The sequence below is a fragment of the Zoogloea oryzae genome (assembly GCF_030161255.1).
GTDB classification, from domain to species: domain Bacteria; phylum Pseudomonadota; class Gammaproteobacteria; order Burkholderiales; family Rhodocyclaceae; genus Zoogloea; species Zoogloea oryzae.
The window spans coordinates 1-20,548 of record NZ_BSPX01000015.1; the positions used below are offsets into that span (position 1 = coordinate 1).

Sequence of the window (20,548 nt, forward strand, 5' to 3'; positions counted from 1 at the left end):
TTGGCCGCGGGTGCCACAGGCGCCGGCGCAGCGGCGGGTGCAGCAGCGACCACCGCCGGCTTGGCGGCCGGCGCGGCTGCAGCAGGCGCGGCCGGGCGGGTCGTCTTGCCGGTGACGCTCATCATCTCGCGGATCATCGCCAGCTTGTTCTGGGCGACCACGTTGGAGGAATCGAGGGCGAGGGCCTTGTCGTAGGCCTGGCTGGCCAGACGGGCGTAGATGTCGCCGAGGTTCTCGTGGGCGGTGGCGTAGCTGGGATGGGTGCGGATCGCCATCTCCAGCGCGTTGCGGGCCTTGTCGTACTGGCGCTGCTGGGCGTAGAGCACGGCGAGGTTGTTGTAGGGCTCGGGAAGCTCCGGGTAGTCCTCGGTCAGCTTCTGGAACACAGTGACGGCTTCGCTGCCGCGGTTGAGTTCGGACAGAACGACGCCCTTCAGGAAGCGCACCTGCGCATCCCGCGGCTTGGCGGCGAGGAGTTGATCGGCTTTTTCGAGGGCCTGGGTAAGCTGCCCCTGTTTGACGAGGGTTTGCAGATCCTGCAGGGAATCCGCCCTGACCGGCCCACAGAGCAGGCTGGCGAGGAGCAGGGAGGCGGCGAGAGCACGTTTTGACATGTGATATGATCCGCCGGCATACGCGGGCGCGCGAAATGGCGTGTTGGTCGGGTTGCTACAAGCCAGCCATTTTATCAAGAAGCGCAGTCGCCGGCCATGAGCGCTTCCCGATTCTCTGCCGCCCGGGCCTTCCGTCTGCCCGGACTGGCTCTCTCCCGGCAAGATCCTGCGTTTTTCCCTTCTTTCACTCGGTTTCATTGCGGTCTTTCTCATGTTGAAAATTCATAACTCCCTTTCGCGCAAAAAGGAGCAGTTCAGCCCCATCGAACCTGGCAAGGTACGCATGTACGTCTGCGGCATGACGGTCTATGACTACTGTCACCTCGGACACGCGCGGGTCATGGTGGTTTTCGACATGGTTGCGCGATGGCTTCGGGCCAGCAGCTATAACGTCACGTATGTCCGGAACATCACCGACATCGACGACAAAATCATCAAGCGCGCCCAGGAAAACGGCGAGAGCATCCGTGCGCTCACCGATCGCTTCATCGCCGCCATGCATGAAGACGCCGACGCCCTCGGCGTGCTGCGTCCCGATCACGAGCCGCGGGCGACGGAGTTCGTCGAGCCGATGCAGAAGCTGATCGGTAATCTGGTGGACAACGGCCTCGCCTACAAGGCCACCAATGAAGACATGTGTTACGCGGTGCGCAAGTTCGAGGGCTACGGCAAGCTGTCGGGCAAGTCGCTGGATGAGTTGCGCGCCGGCGAGCGCGTCGAGGTGGCCGGTGGCAAGCACGATCCGCTCGATTTCGTGCTCTGGAAGCACGCCCGCCCCGAAGAGCCGGACGAGGTGAAGTGGGCCTCGCCCTGGGGCCCGGGCCGTCCGGGCTGGCACATCGAGTGCTCGGCGATGAGTTCCGAACTCCTCGGCAATCACTTCGACATCCACGGCGGCGGGGCGGATCTGCAGTTTCCGCACCACGAGAACGAGATCGCCCAGAGCGAGGGCGCGCACCAGTGCAGCTTCGTCAATTACTGGATGCACAACGGTTTCGTGCGGGTGGACGACGAGAAGATGTCGAAGAGCCTCGGCAACTTCTTCACCATCCGCGACGTGCTGAAGGAGTACGCGCCGGAGGTGGTGCGATTCTTCATCCTGCGCGCCCATTACCGCAGCCCGCTCAACTATTCCGACGCCCATCTGGTCGATGCGCGCCAGGCGCTTTCGCGGCTTTACACCGCGCTGCGCAACGTGCCGGCGGCGGATGCCGGTGCGATCGACTGGTCCGCGCCGCTGCCGGCCCGTTTCAAGCTGGCGATGGACGACGACTTCAATACCGCCGAGGCGATCGCAGTGCTCTTCGATCTGGCCAACGAGGTCAATCGCAGCCAGTCGGCCGAAGCTGCGGCGCAGCTCAAGGCGCTGGGGGGCGTGCTCGGCCTGCTGGAGCAGGACCCGTCGGCCTTCCTGCAGGGCGGTGTCGATGCCGCGGGCAGCGACGACGTGGCCGCCATTGAGGCGCGCATCGAAGCGCGGATCGCAGCCAAGAAGGCGAAGAACTTCGCCGAGGCCGACCGCATCCGTGCCGAACTGCTGGCCGAAGGCATCGCCTTGGAAGACAGCCCTCAGGGCACGATCTGGCGCCGCGCCTGACCGGCGTTTCGGTTGCAAGACAAAGGGCGCCGCGAGGCGCCCTTTTTCATGGCGGAGGCGTGAGCGTTCAGCGCAGCACGCGCCCGTCCCGTCCGAGCACGGTGAGATCCACGAAGCGCGAGCCGTTGTGGTTGCTCGCCGAATAGCTCACCTTGTAGCCGCCCAGGTCGAAGGGCGTGCTCTCGAGGGTATTGACGAGCTTCTCGCGGCTGAGGTCGCGGCCGGCCTTCTTCATGGCTTCGGCGATCAGCTTGGCGTTGATGAAGCCCTCGATGCCGTAATAGCTGTAGTTGCTGTGCTTGGCGAAGGCCTGAATGGCCTTGTGGTATTCCTTGGCGACTGGCTGGGTGTCGTTCCAGGGGTAGGGCATGACCTGGGAGATGCCGACGCCGTGGGCATCCTTGGCGCCCATTTCGCCGACCAGCAGATCGGCGCCGATGGGCGAGAGGGTCGAGAACTGGGGAATCTGGCCGGCCTTGCGCATCTGCCGGATGAACTCGGCGGTGGGCTTGTAGAGCGTGACCATGATCACCGCCTGGGGATTGGCCTTGGCGATCTGGGCAACGGCGTTTTCGACCTGCAGGGAATTGCGTTCCACCGAACCCTCGGCCACCGGCTTCAGCTTGTGGTGGGCGAGCGCTGCCACGACGCCGTCCTTGCCCGACTTGCCGAATCCGTCGTTCTGGTAGAAGACCGCGATGTTGGTGATGCCCAGGCCAACCAGGTGATTGACGATGGCCTCGGTTTCATCGGCGTAGCTGGCGCGCAGGTGGAACATGTAGCGATTGACTGGCGAGCGCAGGCTGCCGGCGCCGCTGATGGTACCCAGAAGGGGTACTTTGGCTTCGGAAAAGACCTTCATCGCCTCGGTGGTGGGCGATGAACCGTAAAAAGCCATCAGCGCGAACACCTTGTGTTCGTTGATGAGCTTGCGGGTGTTGGCGACGGTCCGCTCGGTTTCGTAGCCGTCGTCGAGGGTGACCAGTTCGACCTTCTTGCCGTTGATCCCGCCATTGGCGTTGAGCTGGGCGAAGTAGGCGAGGGCGCCTTCCTTCATTTCCTTGCCGTAAGCGCCGTTGGGGCCTGAGAAAGGCGCCGACATGCCGAGGGTGATGGTCGTGTCGGTGATGCCGGGATCCGCGGCGAGGACGCTGCCCGACGCAGCGAAAGCGAGTCCGGCGCAGAGGCTGGCCAGGCTTGTCTTGATGGACTTGATCAGCATGGTTTGTCGTTATTTTCTGTCAAAAGTTGGTGCGCGCCGGCCAGTATAGGACAAAGAAATCGGTTTCGGAAAAGGACACGGGCCGACGTTCTGCAACGTCGGCCCGCGGTTCTGGATATTGCGGTGCAATATTTTCAGCCGGATCAGCTGCTGAAGAAATCCTTCACCTTGTCCATCCAGGATTTTGCCTTCGGGTTGTGCCGTTCGGCATTGCTCGAGGCGATCTCGCCGAACTCGCGCAGCAGCTCCTTCTGGCGATCGGTGAGCTTGACCGGCGTCTCGACGATCACGTGCACCATCAGGTCGCCCGGGGCGTGAGTGCGTACGTTGCGGATGCCCTTGCCGCGCAGGCGGAAGACCTTGGCGCTCTGGGTTTCCGCGGGGATGCGGATGTTGGCCGCGCCATCCAGGGTCGGGATCTCGATCTCGCCGCCGAGCGCCGCGGTGGTGAAGCTGATCGGCATCTCGCAGTGCAGGTCGTCGCCGTCGCGCTGGAAGACCGGGTGCTGCTTGATGTGGATCTCGACATACAGGTCGCCGGCAGGGCCGCCATTGACGCCCGGCTCGCCCTGACCACCGTGACGCAGGCGCATGCCGTCGTCGATACCGGCCGGGATCTTCACTTCCAGGGTCTTCTGACGCTTGACGCGGCCAGCGCCGCCGCAGGTGGTGCAGGGCTCGGGGATGATCCGGCCGCTGCCGTGGCACTTGGGGCAGGTCTGCTGGATCGAGAAGAAGCCCTGCTGGATGCGCACCTGACCCGCGCCGCCGCAAGTGGGGCAGGTCTTGGGCTGGGTGCCGGGCTTGGCACCGCTGCCATGGCAGGTGCCGCATTCTTCCTGGGCCGGGATGCGGATGGTCTTCTCGGCGCCGCGGGCGGCTTCTTCGAGGGTGATCTCGAGGTTGTAGCGCAGGTCGGCGCCGCGATAGACGTTGGAGCGTCCGCGACCGCCGCCGCCACCACCGCCGAAGATGTCGCCGAAGATGTCGCCGAAGGCATCGGCAAAGCCGTCGAAGCCCTGACCGCCGCCGCCACCACCCATCTGCGGGTTGATCCCGTCGTGGCCGTAGCGGTCGTAGGCGGCGCGCTTGTTGGCGTCGGTGAGGATCTCGTAGGCCTCCTTGACCTCCTTGAACTTCTCCTCGGCTTCCTTGTTGTCCGGGTTGCGGTCCGGGTGGTACTTCATGGCCAGCTTGCGGTAGGCCTTTTTCAGCTCGTCCTCGGAGGCGTCGCGATTGACGCCGAGGACTTCGTATAAATCCCGTTTCGCCATTTTTGGGTGCTCTGGCTATCTTGTGGAAAGGCCGAGCCGAGCGGTGCGCGAGGCACCGGCATGGCTCGGCCGGGTCAGTCAGATCAGCTTTTCAGCTGTGGTGCTTACTTCTTGTCCTTCACTTCGGTGAACTCGGCATCCACCACGTCCGGGTCGTTGGACTTGGCGCCACCGGCGGAGGCGCCAGCACCGCCCGCCGCACCGGCAGCACCCGCTTCGGCCTGGGCCTGGGCGTAGATGTGCTCGCCGAGCTTCTGGCTGACGGCGCCGAGGGCTTCGCTCTTGGCGTCGATGGCGGCCTTGTCGCCGGACTTGATGGCTTCTTCGGCTTCGGCGATGGCGGCTTCGATCTTGGCCTTGTCGTCGCCGATCTTGTCGCCGTGCTCGGCCAGGGCCTTCTTCACCGAATGGACCAGGGTGTCAAGCTGATTGCGGGCGTCGACCAGTTCGTGGGCCTTCTTGTCTTCCTCGGCGTGGGCCTCGGCGTCGCGCACCATGCGCTGGATCTCTTCATCCGACAGGCCGGAGTTGGCCTTGATGGTGATCTTGTTTTCCTTGCCGGTGGCCTTGTCCTTGGCGGACACGTGCAGGATGCCGTTGGCGTCGATGTCGAAGGTGACTTCGATCTGCGGCATGCCGCGCGGCGCCGGCGGGATGTCAGACAGGTTGAACTGGCCGAGGCTCTTGTTGCCGGAGGCCATCTCGCGCTCGCCCTGCAGCACGTGGATGGTCACGGCGGACTGGTTGTCGTCGGCGGTGGAGAAGACCTGCGAGGCCTTGGTCGGGATCGTGGTGTTCTTCTGGATCAGCTTGGTCATCACGCCGCCCAGGGTTTCGATGCCCAGCGACAGCGGGGAGACGTCGAGGAGCAGCACGTCCTTGACTTCGCCCTGCAGCACGCCGCCCTGGATGGAGGCGCCGACGGCGACGGCTTCGTCGGGGTTCACGTCACGGCGCGGATCCTTGCCGAAGAACTCCTTCACCTTCTCGATGACCTTCGGCATACGGGTCTGGCCGCCGACGAGGATCACGTCGTCGATGTCGGAAACCTTCACGCCGGCGTCCTTCAGGGCCACGCGGCAGGGCTCGATGGTGCGCTCGACCAGGTCTTCGACCAGCGACTCGAACTTGGCGCGGGTGATCTTCAGCGCCAGGTGCTTCGGGCCGGTGGCGTCGGCGGTGATGTAGGGCAGGTTGATTTCGGTCTGCTGGCCGGAGGACAGCTCGATCTTGGCCTTTTCGGCGGCTTCCTTCAGGCGCTGCAGGGCCAGCACGTCGTTCTTGAGATCGACGCCTTGCTCTTTTTTGAACTCGGTGACGATGTAGTCGATGATGCGCTGGTCGAAGTCTTCGCCGCCCAGGAAGGTGTCGCCGTTGGTGGCCAGCACTTCAAACTGGTGTTCGCCGTCGATGTCGGCGATCTCGATCACGGAGATGTCGAAGGTGCCGCCGCCAAGGTCGAACACGGCGATCTTGGAGTCGCCCGGCTTCTTGTCCATGCCGAAGGCCAGCGCAGCCGCGGTCGGCTCGTTGATGATGCGCTTCACTTCGAGGCCGGCGATGCGGCCGGCGTCCTTGGTGGCCTGGCGCTGGCTGTCGTTGAAGTAGGCCGGCACGGTGATGACGGCTTCGGTGACTTCTTCGCCGAGGTAGTCTTCGGCGGTCTTCTTCATCTTGCGCAGCACTTCGGCGGAAACCTGCGGCGGGGCGATCTTCTTGCCACGCACTTCAACCCAGGCGTCGCCGTTGTCGGCCTTGCAGATGGTGAAGGGCATCAGGTCGATGTCCTTCTGCACTTCCTTTTCCTCGAAGCGGCGGCCGATCAGACGCTTGACCGCGTAGAGGGTGTTGCGTGCATTGGTGACGGCCTGACGCTTGGCCGGCGCGCCGCACAGGATCTCGCCATCGTCGGCGTAGGCGACGACGGACGGGGTGGTGCGCGCACCTTCGGAGTTTTCAATGACCTTCGGCTTGCCGCCTTCCATCACGGAAACGCAGCTGTTGGTGGTGCCGAGGTCGATGCCGATGATCTTGCCCATGAGTTTTTCCTTGAATTTGAATGCTGTCTGGTGGCGGGTCGGTCAGGCCGGCCCGCTGCTTGTTAGCGAATATGGGGATGCCGCGGCGGCTTTCAAGCGGCCGGCTTGGCTTTCGAGACGACAACGAGCGCCGGACGCATCACGCGCTCGTTGAGCAGGTAGCCCTTCTGCAGCACGTTGATCACGGTGTTGGGTTCGCCGTCGGCCTCGATGGCGCTGATGGCCTGGTGCTTGTTCGGGTCGAACTTCTCGCCGAGGGGGCTCACTTCGGTCACGTTGGCGCTCTGGAAGGCGGAAACGAGCTGCTTGAGCGTGAGCTCGACGCCCTGCTTGAGGGTTTCGAGGGTGGCGTTCTCGGTGGCGAGGGCGGCTTCAAGGCTGTCCTTCACCGGCAGCATCGCCTGGGCGAACTTGTCGGCGGCAAACTTGCTCGCCTTGGCGATGTCGTCCTGGGCGCGACGGCGCACGTTTTCGGTCTCGGCCTTGGCGCGCAGCCAGGCGTCGTGGTGCTCGGCGGCTTTCAGCTCGGCCTGGCGGAGCTGCTCGGCGAGGCTGGGAAGGGTGTCGGTGCCGGCGGCTTCGACTGCGCTGGCAGTGGCGGCATCCGCGGCGCCCGCGACGTTCTCCACGAGCTCCGGCGCGGCCTTGTCTTCGGGGCTCAGAGGGGTGTCCTGGTCTTGCATGGGTAACGGCTCCTTTTTTTGACTCGCTTTAAATGGGGACGGAGAATATGATTTCAAGAGGGCGTCACCAAAGTTGCCGGCTGGCAGCGAAAGGGAGTGTAAAATCCGAGTGTTCCGGGTTTTCTCCGGTCATCTTTACGAATGTTTTCGCGTAAAGCAGGTATGGAAAAAGCACCTGATAAAATCGGCAAGTACAAGCTGATCCGGGAGGTTGGGCGCGGCGCGACGGCGACGGTCTATCTCGCCGAGCATCCCCAATACCCGGACAACGTCGCCCTCAAGCTGATCCGTTTCGACGATAAGTCGAAGGACGAGGCCAAGTGGAACCGGCGTCTGCTCAAGCTGCTGCGCGCCGAGATGGACGTGTCGCGGCGGCTGGATCACCCCAACATCATCAAGATCTTCGATACGGCGGTCGATAAGGACTACGCCTATATCGTCATGGAGTACTTTCCGGGCACGACCCTCGAGAAGTACTGCAGCTTCCAGAGCCTGCTCCCCCTGCATCGCACCATCGGCATGATCTTCAAGTGCGCGATGGCGCTCGATTACGCCTACCGCCAAGGGGTTGTGCACCGGGACATCAAGCCGGCCAACATCCTCGTGGATGACAACGATAATGTGAAGATCACTGACTTCGGCCTTGCGCTCAACGTGAGCAAGAAGAGCGCGGCCGATTCGACCTTCATCATGGGCGTGGGCTCGCCGGCCTACATGAGCCCGGAGCAGATCAAGGGCTACCCGCTCAACCAGAAGACCGACCTGTTCTCGCTGGGCGTGGTGCTGTTCCACATGCTCACCGGCCGGCTGCCCTTCCGGGCCAAGAACCCGGCCCAGCTCATCTACAAGATCATCAATACCGAGCCGCCGCTGGTGTCGCAGATCAACTCGGAGCTGCCCGAACAGCTCGATCAGGTGATCCGCAAGGCCCTCGAGAAGGATCTTTACTCCCGCTACAAGAACGGCGCCGAGTTTGCGAAGGATCTGTCGGCGGTGCGCTACAAGATCCTCGACGACTCGACCAGCCAGCAGGACACCACCCGCTACGCAACCCTGCGCAAGATGCCTTTCTTCACCGAGTTCGAGGATGTGGAGATCTGGGAGATGCTCCGCATCTCGCGCTGGCGCAAGGTCGAATCCCATACCCTGCTGCTGCGCGAAGGCGACGCCGACCAGCGTTTCGGGATCGTCATCGATGGCCGGGTCGAGGTGTCCGTCGATGGCCATCGGGTGTACGAGCTGGGGGCGGGCGAGGTGTTTGGCGAGCTCGCCTTCCTGGATGCCCAGGATCACAAGCACATGAACACCGCGGTGACGACCACCGAAACGGTCTACCTCGAGATCAACCCCGCCGCGCTGTCGCTGGCCACCGACGAGTGCCAGGATGCCTTCCGCAGCCGGCTGGTCACCACCGTGGCGCGTCGGCTGGGCGCGGCCTACCGTGAACTCTCCAAGACCGGCGTGCCGGCCGAGCAGGTGACTGCCAGCGGCTTCGGCATGGAACTCCAGCTGGTCGACACCTGAGCGGCCTCGCCGCGGGCCTCAGCCCAGGTGGGCGAGGGTCCAGCGGCGGATGTCGTCTGCGCCCATGGCGCCAGCCTGCCGGGCAATCTCCCGCCCGTGGCGGATCAGCACCAGCGTCGGGATGCTGCGGATCCCGAAACGTGCCGCCAGCGCCTGTTCCTCTTCCGTATTCACCTTGCCAAGTCTTACGCGCGGTTCCAGCTGCCCTGCGGCGGCCGAGAACGCCGGCGCCATGCTCCGGCACGGGCCGCACCAGGGCGCCCAGAAATCCACCAGCAGCGGCAGATCGCCCTTTTCCGCATGGGCGGCAAAATTTGCCGCATTCAGCGTCAGCGGGGCACCGGTGAAGAGCGCCCCCTTGCAGCGGCCACAGGTTCCGTTGTCTCCCAGCTTGTCGGCCGGTACGCGGTTTACGGCTTGGCAGTGGGGGCAGGGAACGAGAATGGGCTGGTTCATGGCATGTCATCCGGAAAGCTGTGGCAAGAGCGCAGATGGGGTGAAGTGGCCGGCTTTCAAGGGGGCGACCGCTGCCGGTGTGTTTCTCCATGGCCAATCGACGCCTAAAGTTCTGGCCGCCCGGGCCGAAATTTGCTCCTGAAGCGCGATGTCGTCGCGGACCTTTGAGGAGGTGGCCTGTGAGCCGAGGCAGCACATACGGAATCAGTCGGGTAGACAATGAAACCAGCCGTACCCACGGCTGGCTGGTGACGATCCAGCGTCGCGGTGTGATCTACCGTAAACACTTCAGTGACGGCGTGTTTGGCGGAAAGCAGCGCTCTTTTGCGGCTGCGAAGGAATACCGGGACGAGATCATTGCAGCCCACCCCCCGTTGTCGATGCAGGAGTATTCCAACATCGTCAAGAAGAACAACCGTTCCGGGGTTGTCGGCGTGTGTCGCTACTGCGCCTCGGAAACCCGCGACCTGCCCGAAGAGAAGCAGCGTTGGTTCTGGGTGGCGTCGTGGCCCTTGCCGGATGGCCGTCGAAAGCGGGTCAAGTTCTCCGTCAAGAAGTACGGCGAGGATGGCGCCTTCCAGATGGCGATGGACGCCCGGGCGTCGGCGCTCGGCAAGCTGGTCGGTGCGTTCGACCCGGGTGCGGTGCGCCGCAAGGCCGCCCGGCGCCGTACGGCTCCGGTGGTCGCGTCAGGGGCGCACTGAAAGCTGCGATGCCGTCAGTCCTTGTCCGCCAGGGCGAGGCTGACCATCCAGGTAAGCAGGCTGTACGCCAGCGCACCCCAGAAAGCGGTTGAAAAGTCCGGCACGACGAAGCCCTTGACGAGGCCGGACACGCTCCAGAACATCAGCGCGTTGATCACCAGCGTGAACAGACCCAGCGTCAGGATCGTGATCGGCAGGGTGATCAGCACGAGCAGCGGCCGGATGATCGCATTGACGAAGCCCAGCAGTACCGCGCTTATCAGCGCCGCTGCGTAGCTGTCCACCTGCACCTTGCTGATGATCTCCGGGATCAGCATCAGCGCGACCGCGTTGAGCACCCAGCGCAATATCAGTTTCATTGGTTCTCTCCAGCCCCGGCGGGGCGATGATTGATCAGGCCTTGGCGCCGCGGTCGCGTGCCAGGCGCGCCTGGCGTTCGAGCGTGCCCGCATCCGGTTGCGGCTCCGTCAGCCAGTGGCCCATTTCCCGCACGCACACGGCCATCAGCGCCTCGATCCAGTCGTCGCGTTCGTTCAGGCACGGGATGTATCCGAAGCGCTTGCCGCCCGCGTGCAGGAAGGCCTCGCGGCATTCCATGTTGATCTCTTCCAGCGTCTCGAGACAATCCGAGACGAAACCCGGGCACATCACGTCCACCGATCCGACGCCTGCCTGCGCCATCGCCTCCAGGGTAGGCTGGGTGTAGGGCTGCAGCCACTCGGCCTTGCCGAAGCGCGACTGGAAGCTCACCACCAGCTTCTCAGGCGGCAGTGCCAGGGCTTCGCCCAGCAGGCGCGCGGTCTTCAGGCATTCGCAGTGATAGGGATCGCCGAGCTCGAGCGAGCGCTTGGGGGTGCCGTGGAAGCTGAGTACCAGCCGGTCGGGTTCGCCGTTGCGCTTCCAGTGTTCGCGCACCGAATTGGCGAGGGCCTGGATGTAGGTGGGCTCGCCCGGAAAGCTGCGCACGTAGCGGATTTCCGGCAGGTTGCGCCAGTGGCGCAGGCAGTCGGCGACCTCGTCGATCACCGTGGCGGTGGTGCTGGCGGCGTACTGGGGGTAGAGCGGCACCACGAGGATGCGCGTGCAGCCGGCGGCGCGCATGGCGTCGAGCTGGGTGCGGATCGACGGCTGGCCGTAGCGCATCGCCCATTCGACGACGAGATCCCGCTCGCCCGCATTGGCGAAAAAGCCCTTCAGGAGCTTGGCCTGCTTCTCGGTGTGGGCCTTGAGGGGCGAGCCTTCGTCCGTCCACACGCTGGCGTACTTGGCGGCCGACTTGGCCGGACGGGTGCGCAGGATGATGCCGTGGAGGATCGGCCACCACACGAAGCGTGGGATCTCCACGACCCGCGGGTCGGACAGGAACTGTCGCAGATACGGGCGCAGGGCGGCCGCCGTGGGGGCGGTGGGGGTGCCGAGATTGACCAGCAGGATGCCGGTACGCGGCGCCTTGCCGTGGGTGTGCGCTGGCGCTTGCCAGAATCGGGTCATCGGGGAGCTTTCAGGTTCAGTTTTGCCCGGAGAGGGCGCTTGAAATGAGGCGGGCGGTGACGTCCACGATCGGGATCACCCGTTCGTAGGCCATCCGGGTGGGGCCGATCACGCCGACCGAGCCGACCAGCTGGCCGTCCACCTCGTAGGGAGCGGTGACGACGCTGCAGTCGTCCAGCGGGCTAAGGCCGCTCTCGCCACCGATGAAAATCTGCACGCCCTGGGCGCGGTTGGAGATGTCGAGGAGCTGCATCAGCCCGGTCTTCTGCTCGAAGAGCTTGAAGAGCTCACGCAGGCGGGCCATGTTCGACGACAGATCCTCGGCATCGAGCAGGTTGGTTTCGCCCGAGATTACGTAGGTGCTGCGGGTTTCCTCCAGCGCCTCGCTGCCGGCTTCGACGGCCGCGCTCATCAGCTCGGTCATGTCGGTGCGCAGCTGCTTGAGCTCGTCCTGGATGCGGGTGCGGATCTCGTCGAAGGCGAGGCCCGCGAAGTGCTGGTTGAGGTAGTTGGCGGCGGTGACGAGCTCCGACGGGCTGTAGGCGCGCTTGGTAAACAGGATGCGGTTCTGCACGTCGCCGGCGCTGGTGACAAGGATCAGCAGGATGCGGGTGTCGGACAGGCTGACGAACTCGATCTGGCGGATCCTCGGCACGTCCTGCTTGGGCGAGACGACGACGCCGGCGAAGTGGGTGAGGCCCGACAGCAGCTGGGAGGCGGCATTGAGCACGCGCTGGGGCTCGCCGGGCTGGATCTGGCCCTGGAGTTCATGGAGCTGGCCGGTGCCGATGGGCTGTACGGTGAGCAGGCTGTCCACAAAAAAACGATAGCCCAGGGGCGTGGGAATCCGCCCGGCGGAGGTGTGCGGGCTGGTGATGAAGCCCAGCTCCTCCAGGTCGGACATCACGTTGCGCACCGTGGCCGGCGACAGTTGCAGGCCCGAATAGCGCGACAGGGCCCGCGACCCGACGGGCTGGCCTTCGGCGATGTAATGCTCCACCAGGGTCTTCAGGAGGATTTGCGAGCGTTGGTCGAGACGGGTCATGGCGGCAGATGGATGGTTCCCGGCGATTCTAAGAGAAGGCCTGCGTTCATGAGAAGCAGGAGCACGCGGCAGAATGTGGTTTAATCAATGCATGACCTGCGAGTTCAAGACTATCGCACTGATCGGCAAGTATCAGAGCCCTGAAGTGGCCGAGGCGGTGCTTCGGCTGGCCAATTATTTGCGCGGCCTCGGCATTGCCGTGTTGATCGAGCAGGGAACCGCGAGTTCCACCGGTCTCACGGCGGGTTTCACGGTGGCGAGCTACGACGAGATCGGTGCCAGGGCGGATCTGGCCGTGGTGCTCGGCGGTGACGGCACCCTGCTCAACAGCGCCTGCCGGCTCGCTGCTTATAACGTGCCGCTGGCGGGCGTCAATCAGGGCCGGCTGGGCTTTCTCACCGACATCTCCCGCGAGGTCGCCCTCGACAAGATCGGCGAGATCCTCCAGGGCCGCTACACCGAAGAATCCCGCATCCTGCTCGACGCCGAAGTGCTGCGCGGCGGGCAACGGGTGTTCCATACGGTGGCCCTCAACGACGTGGTGGTCAACAAGGGTGAGCTGGGCCGGATGATCGAATTCGACCTGCGTGTCGACGGCGAGTTCGTCTACACCCAGCGCTCCGACGGCATGATCGTCTCGACCCCCACCGGATCGACGGCCTACGCGCTGTCGGCCAACGGGCCGATCCTCCACCCCAGCGTCGAAGGCATTGCGCTGGTGCCCATGTGCCCCCACGCGCTCACCGCCCGGCCGATCACGTTGCCCGATCACTGCTGCATCGAGATCGTGCTGCTGCCGCCCCACGATTCCCGCGTCCACTTCGACGGCCAGAGCCGCTACGACACCCGCGCCGGCGACACCGTGCGGATCACCCGCTCGCCCCATCGCGTGCGCCTGCTTCATCCCCCGGGCTACAGCTACTTTGCGATGCTTCGCGAAAAGCTGCACTGGAGCTCGACGCCCCGTCACGGCTGACCTGCCGGTTTCACCCATTCGGTTTTTTCATGCTGCGTCATCTTTCCATTCGCGATTTCGTGATTGTCGATCGGCTCGAGCTGGCCTTCGAGGCCGGCTTTGGCGCGCTTACCGGCGAGACCGGTGCGGGCAAGTCGATCCTCCTGGATGCCCTTGGCCTCGCCCTCGGTGGCAAGGCCGAGGCCGGCGTGGTGCGCAGCGGTCAGGCGCGCGCCGAGATCGTCGCCGAGTTCGACCTGCCGCCCGACGGCCCGCTGCGGGCCTGGCTGGCTGAGCAGGAGATCGACGCCGATGAAGGCGTGCTGCTGATGCGCCGCGTCATCGAAAGCGGCGGCCGCTCCAAGGCGTGGCTTAACGGCTCGCCGGTGGTGCTGGCGCAGCTGCGGACGGCCGGCGAATGGCTGGCCGACATCCACGGCCAGCACGCCCATCATGCGCTGCTCAGGCCCGACGCCCAGCTGGCGCTCGTCGATGCCCACGGTGGCCTTGTCGCCCAGGCGGCCGAGGTGGCCGAGCGTCACCGCGTGTGGTCGGCCCTGCGGCGGGCGCGGGAGGCGGCGGAGGAGGGCGCGTCCTCCACCGAGCGCGAGCGGGAGCTCCTTGGCTGGCAGGTGGCGGAACTGCGCGAGCTGGCCTTCGAGCCCGAAGAATGGGCCCAGCTCAATCAGGAGCAGGCCCGGCTGGCCCACGCAGCCGGCCTGATCGAAGGCAGCGCCGAAGTCATCGACGGCCTGGCGGAAGGCGAGTACGCGCTGGTCTCCCAGCTTGAGCGCCTGCTCTCCCGCGTTGCCGACATGGCCAGCCACGACGGCCAGCTTGCCGACGTGCAGGAGCTGCTCGGCAGCGCCAGCATCCAGCTCGACGAGGCGCTCCACGCCATGCGTCGCTACCGCGACCGGCTCGATCTCGATCCGGATCGTCTCGCCGAGATCGACCAGCGCATCCAGGCCATCACGGCCATGGCCCGCAAATATCGCGTCGCGCCCGAAGGGCTGCCGGAAGTGCTGGCCGAGAGTGTCGGTCGGCTCGATCGGCTGGTCCGCCAGTCCGATCCCGAAGCCCTGGCCCGGGAAGAGGCCGCGGCCCGGTCGGCGTTTTTGGCCGTGGCCGAGCCGCTCTCGGCAGCCCGGCGCGAGCTTGCGGCCGAGTTGTCGGCGGCGGTTACCGAAGCCATGCAGTCGCTGGCGATGGGCGGTGCCCAGTTCGAGATTGCGCTGCGACCCGTCGAAGAAGGGGCCGCGAGCGGGCTGGAGAGCGTCGAGTTCCTCGTCACCGCCAACGCCAGCCAGCCGCTCAGGCCGATGGCCCGGGTGGCGTCTGGCGGCGAGCTGTCGCGGATCGGCCTGGCGATCCAGGTCATCACCAGCCGCAACGCGGCCACGCCGACGTTGATTTTCGATGAGGTGGATGTGGGGATCGGCGGTCGGGTGGCCGAGATCGTCGGCCGGCTGCTGCGTCAGCTGGGCGACGACCGGCAGGTGCTGTGCGTCACCCACCTGCCGCAGGTGGCCGCCCAGGCCAACTGGCAGTGGTCCATCGCCAAGGAAACACGGGATGGCGAGACCCTGTCGCGGGTCACGCCGCTGGACGACCCGGCGCGGATCGAGGAGATCGCCCGGATGCTGGGCGGGGTGAACATCACCGACACCACCCGCAGCCACGCCGCGGAGATGCTTGGCCTGACCGGCTGATCAGCCCAGGCTGGCGGCGCCGGCCATGGTCACGACGCCGGTGAGCACGAACACGCCGGCGGCGATCCAGCGGATCAGCTTGAGGGGCAGGCGCTTCGCCAGCCCTTCGCCTAGCAGCACGGCCGGCACGTTGGCGAGCATCATGCCCACCGTGGTGCCCAGCACCACCCAGGCCAGCGCATCGAAACGGGCGGCGAGGGCGACGGTGGCGAGTTGCGTCTTGTCGCCCATCTCGGCGATGAAGAAGGCGATGGCGGTGGTCACGAAGGCGCCCGCCGGGTGCATCTCGGAAGGCGCCTCGTCGTCATCCAGCGTATCGGGCTTGAGCGTCCACAGGCCGAACACCACAAACACGATGCCGACGATCCACGGCAGCCAGTGGGTCGGGATGTACTGGGCAACCCATACGCCCACCGAGCCGGCGAGGGCGTGGTTGAGGATCGTCGCCACGAAGATCCCGGCGATGATCGGCCAGGGCTTGCGCAGGCGGGCCGCCAGAACAAAAGACAAAAGCTGGGTCTTGTCGCCGATTTCAGCCAGGGCGACGAGGGCGGTCGAAGTCAGGAATGCGTCCACGGGATGGCGGCGTCAGGGCCGCGGGGAATCAGGAATCAGAAGTGCTGCTGGCCTGGCTGACACCAACGGCCTTGTGCGGGCAGTCGGTCTTCTTGCAGTCCACGTAAAGATAGAGGGCGTGTTCACGCACGGCAAAGCCGCGCTCTTCGGCGATGCGGTTCTGGCGTTCCTCGATGGCGGGGTCGAAGAATTCTTCCACGTGCCCGCACTGCATGCAGACGAGGTGGTCGTGGTGGCCGCCTTCGTTGAGCTCGAAGACCGCCTTGCCGGATTCGAAGTAGTGGCGCTCGAGGATGCCCGCCTGCTGGAACTGGGTGAGCACGCGATAGACGGTGGCGAGGCCGATATCCATGTCTTCGGCGATCAGCAGGCGATAGACGTCTTCGGCGGTCAGATGGCGGTTTTCGGCCTTCTGGAACAGATCGAGGATCTTCAGCCGGGGGAAGGTCGCCTTCAGGCCGATACTTTTTAGATTCTGGGAGTTGCTGGACATGGAGGCCCCGAAAAACACGAGAAGGCGGCCGGGAGCCCGGCCGGCCCCGTATGATATAGTTTCTGCCCCTCGTTGAGAATGCGGCCTCCGGGCCGCGCCTGCGTCCGCTCCGAACCCCATGCGCAATCTGATCTCTTCCGCCTTGCTGTTCGCCGCGCTGGGTGCGGCTGTTTCCGGTTGCTCCCCGACCGCGGTCAGCGATTTCGTGAAGCCCTACCGGATCGACATCCGCCAGGGCAATTACGTCACCCAGGAGATGGTCGCCCAGCTCAAGCCGGGCATGTCCCGCGACCAGGTCCGCTTCGTGCTCGGCACGCCGCTGGTCGCCGACGTCTTCCACGCCGACCGCTGGGACTACGTCTATCGCTTCCGGCCCGGCAAGGGCGACACGCTTCTCGAGCGCCGGCTCACGGTGATCTTCGCCGGTGACGGCCTGGCCCGCCTGGAAGGCGATGTCCGTCCCGAGGATGCGGCTGCAAAGCCCCAGTAATCTGCGGGGCGGGCTGTCACGCCCCTCGACACCCATTTCCTATCGTTCATTTTCGGGAAACACATGAAGAAAGTTCGTATCGCGATTGCCGGTGCGTCGGGCCGCATGGGCCGGATGCTGATCGAGACGACCCTCAAGGCTGCCGATGCCGAACTCGTGGCGGCGTTCGATCAGCCGGGCAGCCCCTTCATCGGCAAGGATGCCGGTGAACTGGTCAGCCAGCCCTGCGGCGTGGCGATTACTACTGACGTAGCCGCCGGCCTCGCCAAGGCCGACTGCCTGATCGACTTCACCCGCCCTGAGGGGACACTGCATCACCTCGAGCTCGCCAAGGCGGCCTCGTGTGGCATGGTGATCGGCACGACCGGTTTCTCGGCTGAGGGCAAGGCTGCCATTGCTGCGGCGGCTGAATCGATCCCGGTGGTCTTTGCGCCCAACATGGCGATCGGCGTCAATGCGGTGTTCAAGCTGCTCGAAGTGGCCGCGCGCATCCTCAGCGAAGGCTACGACGTGGAAGTCATCGAGGCCCATCATCGCCTGAAGATCGACGCGCCCTCCGGCACTGCGCTGCGCATGGGCGAGGTGGTCGCGAGGGAGCTCGGTCGCGATCTGGAAACCTGCGCCATCTACGGCCGCGAAGGCGTGACCGGCGAGCGCGACGCCCAGACCATCGGTTTCTCGACGATCCGCGGCGGCGACATCGTCGGCGATCACACCGTGCTGTTTGCCGGCATCGGCGAGCGCATCGAGATCACCCACAAGAGCAGCAGCCGTATGCCGTACGCTTCCGGCAGCCTGCGTGCGGCGCGCTTCATCGCCGGTCGCAAGGCGGGGCTCTTCGATATGCAGGATGTGCTCGGCCTGAAGTGATCGGGCCCCGGTTTTCCGGGCTCAAGGACGGGGTCGGCATGCCGTTATAGTCGTCAGATTCAAGGTGGCGCACCGGTTTTTAGGTGTGCCTTCGTGCCAGACAGACGCCCCCCGACCTCCTTGCCGAAGTGACCAGCCCAGAAGCCGACTCCGCCGCGTCCGACGACACGCTTGGACGCGCACTGCGAGACTTTGTTGCCCAGCGTATTGCCAGTGGCAGCCTGTCTGCCACCTGCGATCCGGCGACCGCTTCGCCGGAGCAGATGCTCGACATCCTCCGCGGGGTCATTGCGGCCCGGGACGAAGCAGAGTGCAACGTCCGGGCATTCAGCGAGCGCCTCGACCTCGCCATGCAGAACACCGAAGGTGGGCTGTGGGACTGGGATCTGGCCTCTGGCGCCATCGTCCTCGACGACAACTGGCGCGAAATCCTCGGCTACACCGATCGCGATGCGGCAGCAAAGCCCGAGTGGATCTCGCTCGTGCATCCCGATGACCTGGAGGCCATCCGGTATCACGCCATCGTTCATCTGCGCGGCGAGCTGGATCACTTTGAGGTGCAGTTCCGCATCCGCCACTGCTCGGGCACCTGGCGCTGGGTTTTCGTGCATGGGCGTGCCTCCAACCGGAGTTCGGAAGGGCGCTGGGCCCGGATGGTCGGCACCTATCGGGATGTCACCCAGGCAAAGCGTTCCGAGCTTGAGCTCCTTCACGCCAAGGAGCAGGCCGAGGCGGCCAATCGGGCGAAGAGCGACTTCCTTGCCAACATGAGCCACGAGATCCGCACCCCGATGAACGGCATCATCGGGATGACGGAACTCCTCCTCGACACCCAGCTCGACATCGAGCAGCGGGAATACCTCCAGACCGTCAAGAGCTCCGCCGATTCGCTGCTGCGGATCATCAACGACGTGCTCGACTTCTCGAAGATCGAGGCTGGGCACCTGACCCTTGAGCGGGTCGGCTTCTCGTTGCCGGGCCTGCTTGGCGACATGATGAAGTCGCTGGCGCTGAGGGCATACCAGAAGGGCCTGGAGTGCTTCTACGACGTGGCGCCGGGGGTGCCGACGGTGCTCGTCGGCGATCCGACCCGGCTGCGTCAGGTGCTCACCAATCTGGTGGGCAATGCGATCAAGTTCACCGAACAGGGTGAGGTTGAGGTTTCGGTTTGCAGCCTGGGTGAGGACTCGGGCGTGCTGAGCCTCGAGTTCGCTGTCCGGGATTCGGGTATCGGCATTCCGGACGACAAGCAGGCGCTGGTCTTCGGCGCCTTCTCCCAGGCCGACGAATCCACCACGCGCAAGTACGGCGGCACTGGGCTGGGGCTGGCGATCAGCCGGCGGATCGTCGAGCTGATGGGCGGCGCGATCACCCTCGATAGCGCGCCTGGTGTCGGCAGCACCTTCCGATTCACCATCCGCGTGGGTATCGGCCAGGCTGGTCAGGTTGTGCAGCCCAACTTCGGAGCGCGCCGGGTGCTGGTCGCCGGGCGCAATGCGGCGCTCCGTCGCTGCGTTGGCAGGCAGTTGAAGTCGGTGGGGCTCGATGTGCTCGAGGCGGGCTCCGGCGAGGCTGTCGAGGAGTCCCTGGCGGCTGCCCACAAGGCGAACGAGCCTTTCGACTGGCTGTTGATGGATGCCACCATGCCGGCTCCCGGCGGTTATGCGCTGGCCGAATCCCTCAGCAAGGGCTGGCCACGTCTCGACCGCTTGGTGATGATGCTGGACGCCAACACCCAGCGTAGCGATACCGTCAAGTGCGAGAACCTGAAGGTTGGAGCGCGCCTCATCAAGCCCTTTGCCCAGACCGATCTGTTCGATGCGCTCTCCCTGACCCTGCAGGGCGAGGCCGTGGACGAAGAGAAGATGTTCGCCTTTGACGCGGCGCAGACCCAGGCCTACGCGCCGCCCGTATCGAGGGCGCGCCAGAATCTCAAGATCCTGCTGGTCGAAGACAATCCGGTCAATCAGACGGTGGCCGTGAAGATGCTCGAGAAGGTCGGTCACAAGATCACCGTGGCCGGAAACGGGCAGGAGGCGCTGGATCTGTTTGACAAGGAGCGCTTCGACATCATCCTGATGGATGTGCAGATGCCGGTGATGGGGGGGCTGGAGGCCACGCAGGCCATCCGTACCCGCGAGGCACGCCGGAGCTGGGCCGCGGGCGGGCAGTGGCGCTCGACCCCCATCGTTGCGATGACCGCCCATGCGATGCAGGGCGACCGTGATCGCTGCCTGATGGCGGGGATGGATGATTACATCGCCAAGCCGATCAAGCCGGTCGAGCTGCATGCGGTGATCGATCGGGTGATGGGCGACATGAACGTCGCTGACGACGAGCCCGAGGAGGCGGGGGGCGGCTACGTGGAGATGGTTGGCGAAAACGCCATCGCCGACCTGGGCGCGACCCGCGACCTGCTCGATGGCGACGACGCCGCGCTGCAGCAACTCATCAGCCTGTTCGTCAGTGACCTGGAGCGCAATCGGCGCACCCTGGAGCAGGCCCACCTTGACGGGGATTTCCCGACTATCCGCAGCATCGCCCATTCCATCAAGGGTTCCGCCGGCGTTTTCAATGCCGCCGCTGTCACCGCGGTGGCCCAGCGCATCGAAGTGGCCGCCAAGGATGCGGATGCGCCGACGGTCAAGCGTGAGCTACCTGTCCTGATGACGGAGCTCGGCAATCTCGCGGGCGTATTGCGCAGAGCGCGCCGGTCAGGCTAGGCGTGTCAGCGTCTTGTCAGTTTACCTACAGACGAGTTTGCCGGAGTGGCCCGTCACGGGCTATAATTAGAAAGTTTCTC

General features: G+C 65.0%; 19 protein-coding genes. 8 read left to right on the plus strand and 11 right to left on the minus strand.

Annotated features, from left to right (window positions below):
* Positions 1–614 (minus strand): tetratricopeptide repeat protein (locus QQK25_RS06875; protein WP_284187273.1); only part of this gene is annotated, 614 nt, incomplete at its 3' end.
* A 211-nt stretch (positions 615–825) separates the two neighbouring features.
* Here QQK25_RS06875 and cysS point away from each other — a divergent pair.
* A complete protein-coding gene (gene cysS / locus QQK25_RS06880; protein WP_284187274.1) occupies positions 826–2,211 on the plus strand; it encodes a cysteine--tRNA ligase in 1,386 nt (461 codons plus the stop codon).
* Positions 2,212–2,278: 67 nt separating this feature from the next.
* On the opposite strand, the gene QQK25_RS06885 is transcribed toward cysS, so the two are convergent.
* The 4 genes from QQK25_RS06885 to grpE all read right to left on the minus strand — a co-directional run bounded on the left by QQK25_RS06885 (position 2,279) and on the right by grpE (position 7,429).
* The gene (locus QQK25_RS06885) at positions 2,279–3,433 is read right to left on the minus strand and encodes an ABC transporter substrate-binding protein (RefSeq protein ID WP_284187275.1); all 1,155 of its coding nucleotides are present in this window, start codon (positions 3,431–3,433) and stop codon (positions 2,279–2,281) included.
* A gap of 143 nt (positions 3,434–3,576) precedes the next feature.
* Positions 3,577–4,707: a molecular chaperone DnaJ gene (gene dnaJ, locus QQK25_RS06890; protein ID WP_153160353.1), complete on the minus strand. Its 1,131-nt coding sequence runs from the start codon at positions 4,705–4,707 to the stop codon at positions 3,577–3,579.
* Between the two features lie 104 nt (positions 4,708–4,811).
* A complete protein-coding gene (gene dnaK / locus QQK25_RS06895; RefSeq protein ID WP_153160352.1) occupies positions 4,812–6,746 on the minus strand; it encodes a molecular chaperone DnaK in 1,935 nt (644 codons plus the stop codon).
* Between the two features lie 92 nt (positions 6,747–6,838).
* Entirely contained in the window at positions 6,839–7,429 is a 591-nt protein-coding gene (gene grpE, locus QQK25_RS06900; protein WP_284187276.1) for a nucleotide exchange factor GrpE, read from the minus strand.
* 162 nt (positions 7,430–7,591) lie between these two features.
* Between grpE and QQK25_RS06905 the strand changes: the two genes are divergently transcribed.
* Entirely contained in the window at positions 7,592–8,953 is a 1,362-nt protein-coding gene (locus QQK25_RS06905) for a protein kinase domain-containing protein (RefSeq protein WP_284187277.1), read from the plus strand.
* An 18-nt stretch (positions 8,954–8,971) separates the two neighbouring features.
* Here the strand turns inward: QQK25_RS06905 and trxC are convergent, their stop codons facing one another.
* Positions 8,972–9,409, minus strand: a complete 438-nt coding sequence (gene trxC / locus QQK25_RS06910) for a thioredoxin TrxC (RefSeq protein WP_284187278.1) — start codon at positions 9,407–9,409, stop codon at positions 8,972–8,974.
* Positions 9,410–9,657: 248 nt separating this feature from the next.
* Here trxC and QQK25_RS06915 point away from each other — a divergent pair, with 248 nt between their 5' ends.
* The gene (locus tag QQK25_RS06915; protein ID WP_284187279.1) at positions 9,658–10,113 is read left to right on the plus strand and encodes an AP2 domain-containing protein; all 456 of its coding nucleotides are present in this window, start codon (positions 9,658–9,660) and stop codon (positions 10,111–10,113) included.
* A gap of 14 nt (positions 10,114–10,127) precedes the next feature.
* On the opposite strand, the gene QQK25_RS06920 is transcribed toward QQK25_RS06915, so the two are convergent.
* The 3 genes from QQK25_RS06920 to hrcA are packed head-to-tail and all read right to left on the minus strand — an operon-like array spanning position 10,128 to position 12,649.
* Positions 10,128–10,472, minus strand: coding sequence for a phage holin family protein (locus tag QQK25_RS06920; RefSeq protein ID WP_284187280.1), 345 nt, complete (start codon positions 10,470–10,472; stop codon positions 10,128–10,130).
* Between the two features lie 34 nt (positions 10,473–10,506).
* Complete coding sequence (hemH, locus tag QQK25_RS06925; RefSeq protein WP_284187281.1) at positions 10,507–11,604, minus strand: ferrochelatase; 1,098 nt, start codon at positions 11,602–11,604, stop codon at positions 10,507–10,509.
* 16 nt (positions 11,605–11,620) lie between these two features.
* Positions 11,621–12,649, minus strand: a complete 1,029-nt coding sequence (hrcA, locus tag QQK25_RS06930) for a heat-inducible transcriptional repressor HrcA (protein ID WP_153160345.1) — start codon at positions 12,647–12,649, stop codon at positions 11,621–11,623.
* A 91-nt stretch (positions 12,650–12,740) separates the two neighbouring features.
* On the opposite strand from hrcA, the gene QQK25_RS06935 reads away from it, so the two are divergent.
* Both QQK25_RS06935 and recN read left to right on the plus strand, forming a co-directional pair.
* On the plus strand, positions 12,741–13,625 hold the full coding sequence (locus QQK25_RS06935; protein ID WP_153160506.1) for an NAD kinase: 885 nt from the start codon (positions 12,741–12,743) through the stop codon (positions 13,623–13,625).
* A gap of 29 nt (positions 13,626–13,654) precedes the next feature.
* Positions 13,655–15,316, plus strand: a complete 1,662-nt coding sequence (gene recN, locus QQK25_RS06940; protein WP_284187282.1) for a DNA repair protein RecN — start codon at positions 13,655–13,657, stop codon at positions 15,314–15,316.
* On the opposite strand, the gene QQK25_RS06945 is transcribed toward recN, so the two are convergent.
* Both QQK25_RS06945 and fur read right to left on the minus strand, forming a co-directional pair.
* Positions 15,317–15,892 (minus strand): TMEM165/GDT1 family protein, encoded by a 576-nt coding sequence (locus QQK25_RS06945; RefSeq protein WP_284187283.1) that lies wholly within the window; start codon positions 15,890–15,892, stop codon positions 15,317–15,319.
* Positions 15,893–15,920: 28 nt separating this feature from the next.
* Positions 15,921–16,385 carry a ferric iron uptake transcriptional regulator gene (fur, locus tag QQK25_RS06950; protein ID WP_284187284.1) on the minus strand — a complete coding sequence of 155 codons (465 nt, stop codon included), beginning with the start codon at positions 16,383–16,385 and terminating at the stop codon, positions 15,921–15,923.
* A 118-nt stretch (positions 16,386–16,503) separates the two neighbouring features.
* Between fur and QQK25_RS06955 the strand changes: the two genes are divergently transcribed.
* The 3 genes from QQK25_RS06955 (at position 16,504) to QQK25_RS06965 (ending at position 20,468) form a co-directional block, all read left to right on the plus strand.
* Positions 16,504–16,875, plus strand: coding sequence for an outer membrane protein assembly factor BamE (locus QQK25_RS06955; protein ID WP_284187285.1), 372 nt, complete (start codon positions 16,504–16,506; stop codon positions 16,873–16,875).
* Between the two features lie 63 nt (positions 16,876–16,938).
* The gene (gene dapB, locus QQK25_RS06960; RefSeq protein ID WP_284187286.1) at positions 16,939–17,745 is read left to right on the plus strand and encodes a 4-hydroxy-tetrahydrodipicolinate reductase; all 807 of its coding nucleotides are present in this window, start codon (positions 16,939–16,941) and stop codon (positions 17,743–17,745) included.
* 128 nt (positions 17,746–17,873) lie between these two features.
* Complete coding sequence (locus QQK25_RS06965; protein ID WP_284187287.1) at positions 17,874–20,468, plus strand: response regulator; 2,595 nt, start codon at positions 17,874–17,876, stop codon at positions 20,466–20,468.
* The last annotated feature ends 80 nt before the right edge of the window (positions 20,469–20,548 follow it).